Here is a 17,035-nt window from a genome sequence, read left to right as displayed (position 1 = left end):
GTGAACCGTCATCTGCCCGACGTCTCCGGCCTCGCGACGCAGCCCGGGGTCCGGCCGCGCATCCGAGTCCTCCGGCTGACCACTTCGCCACGCAGAAGAGGACCCGCACCACGTGGGCGCGGGTCCTCTGTCGTAGACGGGCGCCGTGTCACGGGTTGAGCCTGCGCCCACCTCGTGGGAGCGACAGGTCACAGCCTTCCGCTTCCGTGACAGACGCGCTCATACAGTTCCGGTGATCTTGAATGCGGCCCAGAACAGCGGGTTCTCGGCAACCTGTTGGTCCATGTAGCTTCGCCAGTCCGGAAGCACCGAATCAATGGCCGATTCGGCGGAGAGCACCGGCCCTGCCCAGGAGGGAGCTCGCCACTGATGTCGGCCATCTCCTCGAACGCCACGGCTGGGAGTACGAAATCTGGTCGGGCGCCGAGCCGACCCTGCTGGAGAACGCCCGGTTCCTGGCCGCCTACCGCCACCGTGGTGTCGTGCCCGACGCCGATGTGGAACGTGCGTGGCGGGAGATGGTCGACGGCGAGGCCCGGTCCCTCTCTCCGTCACCCGTGCCGGGCCGGTTCCGGCGGATCCCTCGCCGACCGCTGCGCCGATCCCTTACGGTGCCGTGCGAGCCGGGTCCACGCAGCCCCACGGGAAGCGGCTCTGCGGGGGCTCGGCGCACGTCACGTCATGGCCACGGGCCGGGCCCCTCCACACCACCCGGACAGCACGGGCGGGACCCGCCCCGGGCATGCGGTCCGTCTCAACCTCGCGGGCGAGCTGCTCGTGGACGAGGCGCTCAACACGGCCAGTCATCGGCGAGTTACGGCCAACTGTCCCGGACCGGCGTCTTCCGCACGGTGTGGCTGTGATGCTGATCGCGGCCCGCGGAACCGCTGCTCAGCGTCTGTCGCGGGTCATGCTGCTGCGCCCTGAAGGTCTGGTCGCGGCGGTGCACGCAAGGACACGCTCCTGGGGCGGCCTTTGGGATGCTGGGCCCGGATCGAGGGTGTGTCCCTGTTCGACCGCACCGCTGCCGGTCCCTCGGGTCCTTCGGACCCGCCGTCGGGGTGCGGGCCCTTCGAAGGGGAAGTCCCTTGATCCCTGCACCTGTCAGACCCCGCCGCGCGCTGCCCTCGTGGAGACGCCGGCTGACCGCCCTGACTGCCGGGAGCGCTCTGGCGATGAGCGGGTTGGTCGCGCTGGCCGCCCCGTCCGCGCAGGCGCTCGCGCCGGCTCCGGTGGCGTACGTCACCGACCTGATCACGAACAAGGTGTCGGTGCTGGACACCGCCACCAACACCGTCACCGCCACGATCCCCGTCGGCAGAAACCCGATCGGAGTGGTCTCCTCCCCGGACGCCGCACGCGTGTACGTCGCCAACAGCGGCTCCACCACGGTGTCGGTCATCGACACGGCCACCAACACCGTCTCCGCGACCGTTCCGGTCGGCGCCGGACCGATCGGCGTGGCCGTCTCCTCTTCCGGGGACAGCCTCTACACCGCCGACAGCGGCGCGAACACGCTCTCGGTGGTAGACACCGCCTCGAACACCGTCACCGCGAGCGTCCCGGTGGGCAGCCAGCCGTTCGGTGTGGCACTGTCCCCGGACGGGGTACGCGCGTACGTGTCCAACAACGGCGGCGATACAGTTTCGGTGATCGACACCGCCACCGCCACGGTCGTGGCGACCGTCGGCGTCGGACAGAAGCCCAACTTCATCGCGGTGACTCCGGACGGCTCCCGCGCCTACGTCGGCAACCAGAACTCGCACAACGTGTCCGTCATCGACACCGCCACCAACACCGTCACCGCCACGATCGCGGTCGGCATCGGCCCGTTCGGCCTCTCCCTGTCCCCGGACGGGAGCCGCGCCTACGCCAGCAACAACTCCTCCTCCTCGGTGTCGGTGATCGACACCGCCACGAACACGGTCACCGCGACCGTGGGCGTCGGCGACGGCCCGTTCCAGAGCGCTCTCACCTCCGACGGGACCCTCGCCTACGTACCCAACGGCTACGACGGCACCGTGTCGGTCATCGACACCGCCACCAACGCGGTCACCGCGACCCTCCCCCTCGGACCGTTCCCCTACTCGGTCGCCTTCCTCGGGGCAGGGGCCGCCGACCCGGCCGCGGACCTGTCGGTGTCCGTGTCCGACTCCGCCGACCCCGTCGCCCTCGGCGGCACCTACACCTACACCGCCACCGTGACGAACGGCGGCCCCGACGACGCCACCGGCGCCACCGCGACGACGACACTGACCGGCGCGGCCCGTACCATCACCTCCGCCACCAGCTCGCAGGGCACGTGCACCATCAGCGCACCCACCATCACCTGCACGCTGGGCGCTCTCGCTGACGGGGCTTCCGCGACGGTCACGATCGGCGTGGAACCGGCCGCGACCGGCAGCATCACCGCCACCACCACCGCCGCTGCCGACCAGGACGACCCGACGGCCGGTAACGACACCGATGCTGAGACCACCACCGTCAACAACGGCAACGGATGCACGATTACCGGCACCCCGGGCGCGGACACCCTCAACGGCACGAACGCCGCTGACGTGATCTGCGGGCTCGGGGGGAACGACACGATCGACGGGAAGAACGGCGACGACACCCTCTACGGCGGTTCCGGCGACGACATCATGGGCGGCGGGAACGGCGCCGACACCCTGTATGCCGGGGCCGGGAACGACACCAACTACGGTGAGACGCTCCTCGGCTCCCTGCTCTACCTCTTCGACAACGGCCAGGACCACATCTACGGCGGGCCCGGCAACGACGACCTCGACGGGCAGAACGGCAACGACGTCCTCGTCGACACCTCCGGCACCGACACCATGAGCGGCGCCCTGGGCAACGACAACATCAACGTCGCGGACGGCGCCGGAGGCGACACCGCCAACGGCGGCCTCGGCTCCGACACCTGCACCGCCGACACCGGGGACACCCTCACCAGCTGCTGACCCCATTCCACCTGGGGCTGCTGGGCGCCCGCGGAGCCACCGCGGGCGCCCAGCGGCCTCCCGTCAGATCCTGCAACTGAGGGGCGGCGTGGCCCCCGGCCCGGGGGCCACGGTGCCCGCGCCCGTTACAGGCCGCGCATCCGGTTCCAGCGGCTGATGTGCCGGGCGTAGAAGATGTTCCCGACGCCGTAGGTGAACAGGGCCAGCAGCACGTGGACCGTCACCGACTGTCGGCGCCGGTATCCGTATCCGCCGGCCGTCGCTGCGGCCGAGGCCGACGCGGAGGACGCGTTGTTGATCACGATGGTCGGCATCGGCCCATACGGCTGGGCGGGCTGCGGGTCGGCTGGAGTGCTCATGCGGTCCCTTGAGAGTTCGGTGTGCCAAACGCGCACGAACCATAGGGCCACCGCACCAGGGATCGCGCCCGAACCGGCTTCCTCCACCCGGGCGGGTGGTCAGACGTGCGCCCGTCCGAGTGCCTTCTCGACCTCGATGTCGACTTCGATCAACTTCGCTCGCCTCGAGGGAAGATGCGTGACGACCGCCACCGAGCCGCGGACATCATCCCGCGCCGGCCCGGCCGGTCTTTCCTCCCGCCCAGCCGATCCGCCGTGTGATCCGCGTTTTACCCGACCAGGTCTGGCACCCCGCCCGGGACCGGGGCGGCATCTTGCGGAACCTGTCGGAGACCCCGGCCCCGAGCGTCGGGCCCAAGCCATGCCCGCTCAGACGACCAGGGCCGACAGCACCAGTCCCCGCCTCCCGGCTCGACCCTTCGAGGCGGAACGGGGGAGGCTAGTTGTGGTCGCCGCCGCTGTTGCCATGGGGCTGTGCCCCCAGCGGGTTCCAGTCACGGGCGTACTCGGCCAGCTTCCGGAAGAACACCGGCGGCGGGACGACTTTGCCCACGTCCCCGATCGGTGACGGCTCCAGCGGTATCAGCAGGTCGGCATGGGACGAGTGCAACCACAGCGCGTTCTGATACATCGCCGGGATCCGTAGCAGCCGTAGCTCGAATCCGGCATGCGCGAGCTGCGGCAACGCTCGCGCCGCTTTCACCGCCGCCGCGGTGGACGCCACGATTTGTCCCTCGCTGAAGGACGGTGCCCCGGCTCCCTCCGGCTGGTCCGGGCCCTCAGGGCTCTCAGCGCTGGCGATCACTTCGCCCCCGGACTCCACCAGGAAGCGCCAGCCCGTCGGACGCGCCCGGTCCAGACCGCTGCCGGCCTCGGCGGCGTCGGGTCCCATGACGAACACCTGGTGCGGTGTGGACAGTTCCAGGTCCTCCACGCGGGCCGCGTCCAGCTTCTGCAGGCCGGCCCCGCGACCCTTCGCTACTACGCCGAGCGTCGAGCGCGTCTTGTCCCGCGTCCGTGCCGGCGGGTCAGGCATGTTCAGTGGCATGACGGCTCCTTAAGGCTCGGTGGTGTAGCTGTTGACCCATTCTCCGTTGCCGGAGTACCGCACGCAGAAGTCGGCGTAGGTGTAATTCTCGACGCTTCCGCCGTTTCCCGGGTCGTATATGACGACGCGATCCACTCCGCCGACGGACTGGTAGCCGTAGATGAGGACGATGTGGCCCGGCCAGAGAGCGCCGTCCACCCTCCAGTGCAGATCCACGAGGATCGGCCGGTTCTGTGCTACCTGCGCTCTTACCTCGGCGGCTGTCAGCGGGCGATTGAGCACCCGATGCGTGAGACCCATCAATTGCATGGGTCGGTCCGGCCACGATCCCTGGTTGCAGACACCGCCACCGCCTCCCGGCATCGCCGGCGCCGGACAGCATTGGGCACCCGCGTTCCCGCGGTCGATGGCCAGTGCGGTGGCCAGCCTGCACTGAGTCCACTCCGACTGCGGGCGATAGTAGCGCTCGACGCTGACCGAGCACGCGTCCCAGCACCAGTTGGTCCGCTGCTGGTGCTGGCCTTGGAAGCCGACCACCTGTTGGTCGACCTTCGAGAGGAAGAACTTCTCGTAGAGGCCGCCTCCGGTGGTCGTGCCGAACTGGCAGTTGACCGTCCCACCGGGCCCGGCGGCCATCCCGGAACCATCCATGCGCATGAAGGTTTTCGCGAAGGATGTGGATTCGAACGAGAACGAGCCGTCCGGCTGCTGGTGCAGCCGGAACTTCTCGTCCGAGCCGCCTCTGGCGTTGAACTGGCAGTTCACGAGCCCGCCGCCCTGACTGGAGGGGGCGGTGAACCCCGGGGCCGTCATGCGCAGGTAGACATTCGGGAATGCCACCGACTCCACGGAATACGACCCGTCGCCCTGGCGCCATAATCTGAACGCCTCGTAGGATCCCACCCCGGGTGAGCAGTTCACCGTCCCACCACCGTTGCCGGTCTGGGTGGTTACTCCGCTGCCGTCCATGCGCAGGTGAATGTCCTCGAAATGTGCCGACCTGATGATGATCGGCGAATCCCCGAGCGTAGCGAGATCAGCTTCGGTCAGGTTGGTCATCGACGATGCTCCCTCCTCATGATCGATCAAGCCACCGACGCCCGGAAGGCACGTGATGGGTTCTTCATCGTTGTACAGGTGACAAGATCGTCACAAGAGGTCAGAATCCGCCTTAATATGGCAATCAGCGGCCGAAATCCATAACTCCCTGCGCATGGCTCGCTGGTGTGCTGTAAAACGCGCTTTTCGGAAGGTCGATCTATCCTCAACCTTTCGTGACAGTCCGCCAGTGGAGCTGATGGACCGTTTCGTGCAATGGGCTGAGGCTGGGCAGGCCAGGAGCCCGAGCGTCCTCCCGGGGTGGCGCCAGTTTCCACTGCCCCGGGTGTTGAGCTGCTGCCGCAGGGACAAGGAAGCCGGTGGCTATCCGGCGGTTCGGAAGCAGTGCGAGCCGTTATTGACGACCCACCCACGCTGTCGAAGCCTGTCGGGCCGCAGTCGAGGACCGTCTCGCGGAACGCGAGTTGGCCGTCCGGGGTGGCACTCACGGGGCCTCTCCTCCAACCCGAGCCAACCGCGGTCCGGGAGGCGGGCACCGACCAGCACCCCCATCGCATGCACGATCGCTCTGGGGTCGACGCCACACGCGTACCGCATGCGCAAGCCTCGAGCGCCGGCTCCATGTCGGGCCCAGCATGAGCTGGGGTGGGATTCCGGCATTCAGCAGACGAGCAACCCGGCACCCTGACGCCCCATCAGGGCGAGCGTCAAATGAGCGTGTCGCCCTCACCCCTCCGAACCCTCTCCGGTTCACGTGGTGCACTTCGGGAAACAGGTCGAGCAGCACCGGCCACACCTGAAAACCCAAGAAAGTCGCAGGTCAGAGCCTCTTTGTGGCAGGCTCCAAAATCGCCACGCACACAAGTGCGAAGTCATCGGAAACACTTCGACGATTTCCACGGCCTCGCGGCGTAGGAGCCCTCTGTGGCGAGAGGGCTCCTACGCCGCCGACCGCATGCGTCGGGTCGTCCGCTCCACGGTGCTCACATCACAAAGGGCCGGGGTCGCATGTAGCCCGGAGAACGGTCGTGGACTGGAGGCACCCCTGGGACTTCTCTGGGACTTTCGGCCGCGTCAACCTGCACGCGCAGGAAACATCTGAAAGATGATTCACGCAGGTCAACGGCCTACGACCGCGTATCACCGCAGCTCACGAGACTGCGCGGTCTCTTCCGGGACATCTGAAAGCCTGCAAAAATGGCACCGTCACACCCCCTCTGACCTGCACAAATGTGAGTCGAGGCGGGGTGTGACGGAGTCTTTGGGACTTTTCTGGGACTTTGAACCAGGAGCGACGGCTTCCGTGCACCGCGCTCTTCACGTGATGAGCCATCGAAAAGATGTCGGTTCCAGCAGGCCCGGAAAAGCGCTGTTCAGAGCCTATTTAGCGGCCCGCTCTACCGTCTGCGGGCGTCCGGAGCGCCAAACGAGCGTCACGGCCAACAGCCACACCCCCGCTGTGGGAAGGGGACTCGACGTGAGTCACCGGCTCGGGCCGTGCGGTGCGGGGCCCGTTCGCAGGCGTGGGTGTACCCCGGACCCGGCGGCGGGGCAGTGCGTGCCGGATCCGGGGTGGCTTTGGGGTGTTGCGGGTGGGCTACTTGACGGCTCCGGCGGTCATGCCGCGGGTGAGGGAGCGCTGGAATATGAGGAAGAAGACGACCATGGGGACGATGCCGAGGAGGGCTGCGGCGCTCATGGCGGTGGGGTCGCTGGTGTATTGACCTTGCATGACGGACAGGCCGAGAGGGACGGTCTGGTTGTCGTTGGAGATGAGCAGGACAAGTGGGTAGAGGAACTCGTTCCAGCTCCAGACGAAGAAGAAGACGCACATCACCGAGAGGGTGGGCCAGCTCATGGGCAGGACGATGCGCCACAGGATGGTCCAGCGGCCGGCTCCGTCCATGGAGGCGGCTTCGATGAGTTCGCGGGGGAAGCTGGCAAAGACGGAGGAGAGGAGGTAGGTGCCGAAGGCGCTGTAGGTGATGCCGACGAGGATGGTGTAGCCGAGTTTCCCGTCGTAGAGGCCCATCTCCTTGAAGAGGTAGTAGATGGGGTATACGAGGCCCTCTTGCGGCAGGACGTTGACGCCGAGGAAGAAGATGAGGAAGGGGGTGCGCCAGCGGATGCGGCCGATGCCTATGGCGTAGGCGTTGAAGAGGGCGAGCAGGACGGCGATGAGAACGACGCCGAGGCTGATCTGGATGCTGTTGAAGAGTTTCTGGGTGAAGCCGACGCGGTCCCAGACTTCGGCGATGATGCTCCAGTTCCACTGGGCGGGCAGGGACAGCGACCCGTTGGTGCGGAAGTCCGCGCTGGTTTTGAACGAGTTGAGCAGGATGACGATGAAGGGTGCCAGGAACGCGAGGACGAAGACGGCGACGGCTGCCAGGACGGCGTAGGAGCCGGGGCTGCGGCGGTTGCCCGTCGCTTTGGCTTTACCCGCTTCAGCCTTGACCGCTTTGCGCCGGTGGCCGGGGGGTGCCGTGGGGGTGTGCGTGGTCATGGTCATCCGTCCTCGCGGGCCTGGCGGGTGAGCATCGTTCCGGCGATGATCAGCACGAGCAGGGTGATCGTGCTGGAGATCGCGGAGCCGTATCCGACGTCGGCGCGCTCGAAGAAGTTCTGGTAGGCGAAGTACGCGGGGACGAGGGTCGAGTTGCCGGGGCCGCCGCCGGTGAGGACGAAGATCTGGGCGAAGACCTTCAGGCCGGCGATGGTGGTGGTGACAAGGACGACGTAGACCTCGGGCCGCAGGATGGGCACGGTGATGCGGGTGAAGCGCTGCCACCAGGTGGCCCCGTCGAGGGAGGCGGCTTCATACAGTTCGGGGTCGATGCGCTGGAGCCCGGAGAGGAACAGCACCAGGGGGTAGCCGAGCTGCATCCAGACGAGGACGGCGAGGACCATCCATAGGGCGAGGTCGGGGTCTCCGAGCCAGTTCTGGGCGAGGGAGTTCAGGCCGATCTTTTCGAGGACGCTGTTGACGGCGCCTTCGGGGGCGAGGATCCAGCCCCACATCAGCCCGGTGACGGCGACGGGGATGACCTGGGGGAGGTAGAGGCCGGAGCGGAAGAGGCTGACGAAGCCGTCTCCGTGCTTCTTGCCGATGTAGTCGAACAGGAGGGCGGCGAGGAAGAGCCCGAGCAGGGTGGGGACGACGGCGATGCCGACGATGACGAAGGCGATGTTGCGGAACGAGGCCCAGAAGTCGGCGTCGCTGAACAGGCGGGTGTAGTTGTCGAAGCCGATCCAGGTGGGCTCTCCGACGCCCTGCCACCGGGTGAGGCTGTAGTAGAAGGTCATCACCAGCGGGACGACGAGGAAGAGCAGGCTCAGCAGCAGGCCGGGGGCGAGGAAGACGGCGTATCCCGTGGGCCGCGGGTGACGTGTGGTTTTCACTGTTGCTCCAAGAGGGGCGGGACGGCGGCCCTGTGCGGGCGGGCCGCCGTCCCCGGGAAGAAGGGACTGACGCGCGGATTCGGGCGGGTCAGTCTCAGCGCCGGGTGGCGGTGTACTTCTCGTAGGGGGCCTGGAGCTCGTCGAGGACGGCGTGGGGCTTGCCGCCGTTCATGAGGTTCTGGGTGGCGCCCATCCAGGTGTCGTAGTAGCCGGGTGCCGGCCAGTCCGGGTAGAAGGCGAGCCCCTTGCCGTCCTGGTAGGTGTTGAACGCGGTGATGAGCTCGCGGGACTTGGGGTTTTCGATGGAGTCCGGCTTCACAGCGAGCGGGACGTTGCCCTCTTCCCCGAGGATTTTCTGGATCTTGTCCGACATGGTGATGTCGATGAAGTCCTCGGCGAGCTTCTTGTTCTTCGCCTTGGTGGGCACGACCCAGTGGTTGCCGCCGGAGCCGAGGGTCTTCTTGCTGCCGGGGTAGGGGGCGGTGGACCAGGTGAAGTCGGTGATGTCGGTGGTCAGGCCGCCGAACCACCAGTTGCCGCCGACCATGATCGGGCGCTTCTGCGAGACGAACTGCTCTGTCATGTCGCTGCCCTTGAGGCCGACGTCCTTCTTCTCGAAGTAGCCCTTGTCGAGCCAGTCCTTGTACGTTTCGACCGCGTAGGTCCACTCCGGGCCGTGGAAGTCGACCTTGCCCTTGTAGAGCTGGTAGTCGTCGACCCAGGCGTCATTCGCCTTGGCCAGGGCCAAGAGGTAGAGCCAGTGGCCGGCGGGGTGGTCGTTGCCGGCGTTGGCGAGCGGGGTGATCCCGGCGGCCTTGAAGTCGGCCAGGGCCGCCTCGAAGCTCTGGAGGTCGGTGGGCCTGGTGATGTTGTGCTTCTTGAAGAGGTCGTCGTTGTAGTACGCGAGGACGAACTCACCGTAGTTAGGGACGCCGTACCACTTGTTGCCGCCCATTTCGCCGTTGGCGTCGTAGCGGGCGGTGACGGACGCGCTCTCGCTGATCTTCTTGTCCCAGCCGCGTTCCTTCGAGACGGAGGTAAGGTCGGTGAGCAGGCCCTGCTTGGCGAGCAGTCCGGTGGTGGCATTGCCCTTGTTGTACTCCATGACGTCGGGCGCCTTGTCGGAGTTCAGGATCATGCCGGCGTTCTGCTGTATCTGCTCGAACGTCTTGCGTTCGAAGACGACCTTCACGTCGGGGTGGGTCTTCTTGAACTCCGCGATGGCCGAGTCCCAGGCGTTGCTCAGGGCGCCGTCCTCCTGCTCGTAGTGCCACAGGCGCAGAGTCTTGCCGTCTCCCTCGGCGGTGTCCGATCCGCCGCCGCAGGCGGTCAGCGGTGCCACGAGTGCCAGAGCGGACACGGCGAGCAGAGCTCGTCGGGTGGTGCGGCGCGGAGCACGGAAGCGCATGTTCGTCATGAGGATTCCTTGGGTGTGCAGGGTCAGGGCGGTGCGGGGGGAGGCGGTACGGGTGTTCAGGTGGGGCTGGTCAGGTATTGCGGCGGTGGACACGGGCTTCCCAGGGCTGCAGGGTGTGCGGGGCCGTGAGAGGTGTGGAGGCCGGGACGTTGGCGATGAGGGTCTCGCTGTGTTCCCAGCCGTCGGGCAGGTCGACGGTGAGGTCGGCTCCGCTGAAGTTGGCGAGGACCAGCAGTTCGGTGCCGGATGCCGCGTCGTGGCGGGTGAAGGCATAGAGCTGCTCGTGGTCGGGGTGCAGCATGTGGAAGTCACCGTGGGTGAGGGCGGGCTCGGTGTGCCGCAGGGCGATCAGGCGGCGGTAGCAGTGGAAGACGGAGTCGGGGTCGGCGAGCTGGGCCTTGGCGTTGACATGGGTGTGGTCGGGGTTCACCGCGATCCACGGGGTGCCAGCGGTGAAGCCGGCGTGCTGGGAGGTGTCCCACTGCATGGGGGTGCGGGCGTTGTCCCGGCTGCGGTGCCGAAGTCCGGCCAGGACCTGTTCCTCGTCGACACCGTGGGCGGTCTGCTCGCGGTGGTAGTTGAGGGACTCGATGTCGCGGAAGTCATCGATGGAGGCGAAACGGCTATTGGCCATGGCGAGCTCTTCGCCCTGGTACACGTAAGGGGTCCCGCGGTGCAGGTGGAGCACTGTGGCGAGGAGCTTCGCGGAGCGGTCGCGGGAGGCGGGACTGTCGTCGCCGAAGCGGGAGACGGCACGGGGCTGGTCGTGGTTGTTCCAGTACAGGCTGTTCCAGCCGGTCTCGCCCAGGCCGGTCTGCCAGCGGCCGAGGCTGGCCTTGAGGGCGGTCAGCTTCAGCGGGCGGACATCGAACTTCCCGCTGGGTCCCTGGTCGAGGCCGACGTGCTCGAACTGGAACACCATGTCGAGCTCGCGGCGGGAGGGGTCGGTGAACAGCTTGGCGTCCCCGACAGTGACCCCGGGCATTTCGCCGACGGTCAGCAGGCGGCGAGGGTGGCCTTCGAAGACCTCACGGTGCATCTCCGCCAGGTACTCGTGGATGCGGGGGCCGCAGATGTAGTGGGGGCTGCCGTCCCCGTGCAAGGCACCCTCGTGCACGATGCCGTCGGGAAGGCCAGGGGTCTTGGAGATGAGGTTGATGACGTCCATGCGGAAGCCGTCGACGCCCCGGTCGAGCCACCAGCGCATCATGGCGTAGACCGCCTGGCGCACGGTGGGGTTCTCCCAGTTGAGGTCGGGCTGCTTGCGGGAGAACAAGTGCAGGTAGTACTCGCCGCTCTTCTCGTCGTAGGTCCAGGTGGGGCCGGAGAAGAAGGAGCCCCAGTTGTTGGGTTCCGCACCCGGGGTGCCCGGCTCCATGCCCTCGCGGGCGGGGCGCCAGATGTACCAGTCCCGCTTGCCGCCCTGCGGGCCTTCGTTGCGGGAGGCGGTGAACCAGGGGTGTTCGTCGGAGGTGTGGTTGACGACCAGGTCCATGACGAGCTTCATGCCGCGCTCGTGGACGGCGGCCAGGAGCCGGTCGAAGTCGGCGAGGGTTCCGAAGAGCGGGTCGATGTCCTGGTAGTCGCTGATGTCGTACCCGTTGTCGTCGTGCGGGGACGGGTAGACAGGGGACAGCCACAGGACGTCGACGCCCAGCTGGGCCAGGTAGTCGAGCCGTTCGATGATGCCTTGCAGGTCGCCGATGCCGTCCGCGTTCGAGTCTGCGAAGCTGCGGGGGTAGATCTGGTACACCACCGCCTCGCTCCACCAGGCGTCGGCGGGAGTGGCTTCGATTTCGGGCACGTCAAACCTCATAGTGTTCGCATGGTTACTTTTAGTGACTTTGCGGGTGGTGGATTGCCGCAGTATCGGCGGGCGCTGTGGGTCAGGAGATGGCCGCGCCCACGGTGTCGCGGATGACGAGGCAGGCGGCACCCCGGGCCCAGAGGTCGTGGCGGGCTGGGTCGACGTGGATGTCGCAGTCGGTGGCCGCGGTGGAGAACGCCTGGGCTTCCATCGCCTCGCTCATGTGCGGGCCGAACAGGTCGTAGGCGACCGCGCCTTCGCCGGCGATGATGATCTTCTGCAGGTTGAGCAGGTTGCACATGCCGGCCACGCCTCTGCCGAGGGCGGTGCCGGCTTCGGCGAAGGCGGATCGGGCCACGGTGCGGGCCGCCCCGGCTTCGCCTCGCGCGAGCTCGATGGCGTCGGTGATCGTGTCGCAGGGAAATCCGCCGTCTGCGAGGTGACGCAGGATGGCGCGGTCGCCCGCCAGGGCTTCGAGGCAGCCGCGTCGGCCGCAGCTGCACATGGGTCCGGAGGGGTCCAGGGGCAGGTGGCCGAGTTCGCCCGCGAGTCCGGTGGCGCCGGAGAACAGGGCGCCGTCCAGGAGCAGGCCGCAGCCGATGCCGGGGCCGACGGTGACCACGGCGAAGGAGTCGATGTCGCGGCCTTCGCCGAACCAGCGTTCGGCGACGACCAGGGTGTTGACGTCGTTGTTGACGACCACCGACAGCCCGGTCGCTTCCCGCAGGGGCCCGGCCACGTCGACCTTGTTCCAGTCGAGCAGGGCCGAGTAGCGGCAGATCCCGGCTGCCGAATCGACGTGGCCGCTGACCCCGACGCCGAGGCCGAGCACCCTGTCCGCCGCTTCGGGCGCCTCTGCGAGGAGCCTGCCGGTCAGGGAGGCGGCGGCGGACAGGGCGGTCCGGGGGGTGCAGTCGGCCAGGGGCTCCTCGTCCCGGGCCAGGACGTTGGCCGCCATGTCGGTGACGACGCCAAAGACCCGTCCGGGGGCGATCTTCATGCCGACGACCACGTGCTTGTCGGGATTGACGTGCAGCATCTTCTGCGGCCTGCCCCGCCCCTGGGCAACCGGGTCGCTCTCACGCAGGTAGTCATGCTCGAGCAGCGGCGGCAGCATGCGGGTGACAGAGGAGGGCACCAGGCCCAGGCGCTGGGCGAGCTGGGTGCGCGAGATGGGTCCTGCGGTGAGCACGGTCGCGAAGATCTCCGCCCTGGTCTGCTCACTGACAAGCTCCGAGAACCGGATCTTGGACGGGCTCATCACGCGGTGCCTCCAGGTAGTGGTCTGTCAGGGCCGTTGCATCAAGTTCAGCGCCATCGAACCCGATGCGGGTGGCGAGGGCTTCCCGTATGCGCGGGGCCGGTACTGCCAAGCGTTGCAGAGATCGTCATCGCGCCTCCTGCGGCTGGGACGCCATCGACCTGTGGAAGTCGGCGTCGCTACTTATGACGGGAGTGTGTCCCGCAGCCTTTAAGTGCGTCAAGGAAGAAAACATCGCGTTACGCAACCGTGATGGCCCACCCCAACCGGACGCTCGTAGTCGCTTTGCGTCTTTTGTGCATCTTGTTATGCACACGCTGGCCCCGCAGGTCGAAGAATCCTGTTCATTTCATTGACACGAGGAAGAAATGACGGGAAGTTAACCGGCAACCGGGGCGGAGCCAGGGCCTGTTGGGTCACAGGTCGCCGCCACATCTGCAGCCCCTCACCCCTCGGGGCGGGCAGGACCGGTTCGCTCCGCTCGCAGGACCGGTGTCCTGTGCTCCTGGCCCTGCGAATGATCCCCGCGTGGACTCCGTCAGCCGGCTCCCCCAAAGAGAGACGAACCGCCGACCAGGACGAGTGCCGCACCCCGGTCAGCCCCGGCAACGGGCGACCGCATGCACCGATGACTCCGCCACACAGCTGTTCCAGCTGTTCCAGCGGTGTCCGTGCCCGCCCCCGGGCGGGCGCCCTGGGGGCCATGCCCCGAATCATCAAGGAGAGGACATCATCATGCCCGCAGGAAGACTGCGACGGCTCAACCCGCTGGCGGCCATCGCCGCCGGCCTGGCCTTGGCGCTCGCCGGAGCCGTCATGCCGGCCAGCGCTCTGGCTTCGGTCACCCCCCTGCCTTCGGGCCGGCTCGTCCCCGCGGCAGCCCTTGCCGCCGCGGCCTCGGCACCCGCGGCAGGAGCGGCGGGAGAGACCGCGAACAGCGAGCAGCTGCAGACCTGGTGGCACGACAACCACGAGTTCAACACGAGCAGCCCGGTGGGCGGTGACAAGGTGCGGCGGTCCTCCTTCTACGACGTGAAGGTCGCCACGGCCGCGGCGCCGACTACGAAGTACGACTCGTTCGCGTACATGAGCATCCCCCGCAGCGGCAAGGGAAAGATCGGCTACACCAAGGAGGACGGCGCGGAGTTCTCCGCCTCGGCGAACCTCACCATGAGCTGGTCGTCGTTCCAGTACACGGCCGACGTGTGGGTCGACGTGTCACTGCGCACCGACCAGAGCATCTCCTCGGCCGACCAGGTCAAGATCAAGCCGAGCAGCTTGAACTTCGACAAGGCGCTGGTCAACAGCAAGACCGTCCGGGTCAAGGTGCCCTACAGCTCGAAGGGCTACCGGTTCTCGGTCGAGTTCGACCCGCAGCTGTACACGGCCTACAACGACATGTCCGGCCCGGCCAATGACGCCGGGAAGCTGACCACCACCGGCGGCGGCAACAACCGGGCCATCCACACCGAGCCCCGTAACTCGATGATGATCTTTGCCGAGCCGACGCCGACCGGCGCGGAGAAGGAGCGGCTGATCCCCACCGCCGCGTCGGGGAGCATCCACTACCCCGAGCCCGGCCAGGTCACGAACCTGAACAACATCAGCCAGGACATCATCTACTTCCGCCCGGGTACCTACACCATGGGCTCGAAGTACCACGCGGTGCTCCCGGCCAACGTCAAGTGGGTCTACCTGGCACCCGGCGCGTACGTGAAGGGCGCCTTCCGCTTCTTCCATGACACCCAGGGCCTGTACAAGGTGACCGGGTACGGAGTCCTCTCCGGTGAGCAGTACGTCTACGAGGCGGACACCAACAACAACTACGACCACCTCAGCGGGGCGTCGAACTGTCACGCCTCCTGCGTGAAGATGCTCCAGTTCCAGTCCGCCGACGCCCAGCAGTACCTCGATCTGCAGGGCGTGACGATCAACGAACCGCCCTACCACTCGTTCGTCGTCTACGGCAACGAGCAAACCTTCCAGATGCGCGTCGACAACTACAAGCAGGTCGGCTCCTGGTACTGGCAGACCGACGGCATCGAGCTCTACCGCGGCAGCACCATGAAGAACACATTCTTCAACGCCAACGACGACGTCCTGAAGATGTACCACAGCGACGTCAACATCGATAACACCGTCATCTGGAAGAACGAGAACGGCCCCGTCATCCAGTGGGGCTGGACCCCCCGCAACATCGACAACGTCCGGGTGACCAACACCCACGTCATCCACAACCGGATGTACTGGAAGGACGTCAAGTACAACACCTGCATCCTCAACTCCTCCTCCCACTGGGAGGACATGGGGTCCACCACCAAGGGCGACCCCAACACGAAGGTCCAGAACATGACCTTCGAGAACATCACCGTCGAAGGCCAGACCAACTGCGCGATCCGCGTCTTCGCGCTCTCCAGCACCGAGAACATCCACGTCAAGAACCTGAAGATCGACAGCTGGAACGGCCTCGACCCGGGCAGCCAGGTCAGCCTCCTCAAGCGCTACACCAACACCGCCGGCCAGAAGGTCACCCTGGGCAACGAGACGACCCAGAGCAAGGGCCTCAAGCTCGAGAACTACACCGTCGGCGGCACCGTCATCAACAAGGCCGGCACCAACTGGGGAGCGGACCAGCCCGGCCGCCTCGGCTTCGACGCGGAGACCTGGGACAACTGGAACGCCTGGGGCGCCGGCGGCAATCCCGATCCTGGATCCGAACCGACCACGGGCTCCGGCCGGATCGTCAACGGCGGCAACACCAAGTGCATCGACCGTGCCGCAGCCGGTACGGCCAACGGCACCGCGATCCAGCAGTGGACCTGCGCCAACACAGCCTCGATGACGTGGACGCTGGACGGCCAGCAGCTCAAGTCCGGCGGCAAGTGCCTGGACGTCGAGGGCGGCGCCACCGCCAACGGCACCAAGGCGCACCTGTGGGACTGCGGCGGCTGGGACAGCCAGAAGTGGGCCTTCCAGTCCAACGGCACCCTGAAGAACCTCAAGTCCGGCCGCTGCCTCGATGTCGAGGGCCAGAGCACTGCCAACGGTGCCCGCCTCCACCTGTGGGACTGCAGCACCTGGGCCAGCCAGAAGTTCAGCCTCACCTCCTAGCCACCTGATCGCGGGTGGCCACCACCGCAGCGGGCCACCCGCGACCGGGCCCAGCAGCACCCCAACCCCTCCTCCCGCGCAGAAAGGCATGCGGCACATGCCAGCAGCCAGGTTCGAACAGCCCATCCTGAGCCTCTTCCGCATGGTGACCGGCCTGCTCTTCGCCTGCCACGGAGTCGCCACCCTCTTCAACGTCCTGGGCGGCCCGCACGGCGAGATGCCCAGCACCGGGGAGTGGCCCAGCTGGTGGGCCGCGGTGATCCAGCTGACCGGCGGAGTACTCGTACTGATCGGACTGAGCACGCGCACGGCAGCACTTCTGTGCTCCGGATCCATGGCCTACGCCTACTTCGTCAACCACCAGGGCGACGGGCTGCTCCCCATCGAGAACGGCGGCGAGAGCGCCGCGCTGTTCTGCTGGGCCTTCCTGCTCATCGCCGCCCTCGGCCCCGGCCAGTGGTCCCTGGCCGCCCTGCTGAACCGGCTCGCGCGCCGGCGAGAGGAGGTGAGCACCCACCTGAGCAACGCCTGACCGCATCACAAGCTGTCATGTGCACCTAAATCACTGGTCGGGATCGACCTGTGATCTCCACACACACAGAGGAAGA

At 67.1% G+C, this 17,035-nt stretch carries 11 protein-coding genes; 3 read left to right on the top strand and 8 right to left on the bottom strand.

Annotated elements, in window-relative coordinates:
• Window positions 1-1,175 precede the first annotated feature (1,175 nt).
• Window positions 1,176-2,963 (top strand): beta-propeller fold lactonase family protein, encoded by a 1,788-nt coding sequence (locus ACFWVP_RS06035; RefSeq protein ID WP_384493962.1) that lies wholly within the window; start codon window positions 1,176-1,178, stop codon window positions 2,961-2,963.
• Between the two features lie 125 nt (window positions 2,964-3,088).
• Here the strand turns inward: ACFWVP_RS06035 and ACFWVP_RS06030 are convergent, their stop codons facing one another.
• The 8 genes from ACFWVP_RS06030 to ACFWVP_RS05995 all read right to left on the bottom strand — a co-directional run bounded on the left by ACFWVP_RS06030 (window position 3,089) and on the right by ACFWVP_RS05995 (window position 13,316).
• A complete protein-coding gene (locus ACFWVP_RS06030) occupies window positions 3,089-3,322 on the bottom strand; it encodes a hypothetical protein (protein WP_384493961.1) in 234 nt (77 codons plus the stop codon).
• A gap of 439 nt (window positions 3,323-3,761) precedes the next feature.
• Window positions 3,762-4,370 carry a hypothetical protein gene (locus ACFWVP_RS06025; protein ID WP_384493960.1) on the bottom strand — a complete coding sequence of 203 codons (609 nt, stop codon included), beginning with the start codon at window positions 4,368-4,370 and terminating at the stop codon, window positions 3,762-3,764.
• Between the two features lie 9 nt (window positions 4,371-4,379).
• Window positions 4,380-5,429 (bottom strand): papain-like cysteine protease family protein, encoded by a 1,050-nt coding sequence (locus ACFWVP_RS06020; protein WP_384493959.1) that lies wholly within the window; start codon window positions 5,427-5,429, stop codon window positions 4,380-4,382.
• 1,597 nt (window positions 5,430-7,026) lie between these two features.
• A complete protein-coding gene (locus tag ACFWVP_RS06015) occupies window positions 7,027-7,935 on the bottom strand; it encodes a carbohydrate ABC transporter permease (RefSeq protein ID WP_384493958.1) in 909 nt (302 codons plus the stop codon).
• 2 nt (window positions 7,936-7,937) lie between these two features.
• Window positions 7,938-8,831, bottom strand: coding sequence for a carbohydrate ABC transporter permease (locus tag ACFWVP_RS06010; protein ID WP_384493957.1), 894 nt, complete (start codon window positions 8,829-8,831; stop codon window positions 7,938-7,940).
• A gap of 94 nt (window positions 8,832-8,925) precedes the next feature.
• Complete coding sequence (locus ACFWVP_RS06005) at window positions 8,926-10,248, bottom strand: ABC transporter substrate-binding protein (RefSeq protein ID WP_384493956.1); 1,323 nt, start codon at window positions 10,246-10,248, stop codon at window positions 8,926-8,928.
• Window positions 10,249-10,318: 70 nt separating this feature from the next.
• On the bottom strand, window positions 10,319-12,052 hold the full coding sequence (locus ACFWVP_RS06000) for an alpha-glucosidase (protein WP_384493955.1): 1,734 nt from the start codon (window positions 12,050-12,052) through the stop codon (window positions 10,319-10,321).
• Window positions 12,053-12,134: 82 nt separating this feature from the next.
• Window positions 12,135-13,316: an ROK family protein gene (locus ACFWVP_RS05995; protein WP_384493953.1), complete on the bottom strand. Its 1,182-nt coding sequence runs from the start codon at window positions 13,314-13,316 to the stop codon at window positions 12,135-12,137.
• A gap of 735 nt (window positions 13,317-14,051) precedes the next feature.
• Between ACFWVP_RS05995 and ACFWVP_RS05990 the strand changes: the two genes are divergently transcribed.
• Both ACFWVP_RS05990 and ACFWVP_RS05985 read left to right on the top strand, forming a co-directional pair.
• Window positions 14,052-16,427, top strand: coding sequence for a family 49 glycosyl hydrolase (locus ACFWVP_RS05990; RefSeq protein ID WP_384493952.1), 2,376 nt, complete (start codon window positions 14,052-14,054; stop codon window positions 16,425-16,427).
• Between the two features lie 97 nt (window positions 16,428-16,524).
• On the top strand, window positions 16,525-16,959 hold the full coding sequence (locus ACFWVP_RS05985) for a DoxX family protein (RefSeq protein ID WP_384493950.1): 435 nt from the start codon (window positions 16,525-16,527) through the stop codon (window positions 16,957-16,959).
• Window positions 16,960-17,035 lie beyond the last annotated feature (76 nt).

This window comes from Streptomyces sp. NPDC058637, from assembly GCF_042717325.1.
Classification (GTDB): Bacteria; Actinomycetota; Actinomycetes; order Streptomycetales; family Streptomycetaceae; genus Streptomyces.
The sequence above is the reverse complement of the archived record's forward strand: the minus strand, read 5'-3'. Positions and strand labels throughout refer to the sequence as shown.

Coding starts and splice junctions, on each gene's coding strand:
- ACFWVP_RS06005 (WP_384493956.1), bottom strand. CDS start 10,248: ATGACGAACATGCGCTTCCGTGCTCCGCGCCGCACCACCCGACGAGCT.
- ACFWVP_RS05995 (WP_384493953.1), bottom strand. CDS start 13,316: ATGAGCCCGTCCAAGATCCGGTTCTCGGAGCTTGTCAGTGAGCAGACC.
- ACFWVP_RS06030 (WP_384493961.1), bottom strand. CDS start 3,322: ATGAGCACTCCAGCCGACCCGCAGCCCGCCCAGCCGTATGGGCCGATG.
- ACFWVP_RS06020 (WP_384493959.1), bottom strand. CDS start 5,429: ATGACCAACCTGACCGAAGCTGATCTCGCTACGCTCGGGGATTCGCCG.
- ACFWVP_RS06035 (WP_384493962.1), top strand. CDS start 1,176: ATGAGCGGGTTGGTCGCGCTGGCCGCCCCGTCCGCGCAGGCGCTCGCG.
- ACFWVP_RS05990 (WP_384493952.1), top strand. CDS start 14,052: ATGCCCGCAGGAAGACTGCGACGGCTCAACCCGCTGGCGGCCATCGCC.
- ACFWVP_RS06025 (WP_384493960.1), bottom strand. CDS start 4,370: ATGCCACTGAACATGCCTGACCCGCCGGCACGGACGCGGGACAAGACG.
- ACFWVP_RS06015 (WP_384493958.1), bottom strand. CDS start 7,935: ATGACCACGCACACCCCCACGGCACCCCCCGGCCACCGGCGCAAAGCG.
- ACFWVP_RS05985 (WP_384493950.1), top strand. CDS start 16,525: ATGCCAGCAGCCAGGTTCGAACAGCCCATCCTGAGCCTCTTCCGCATG.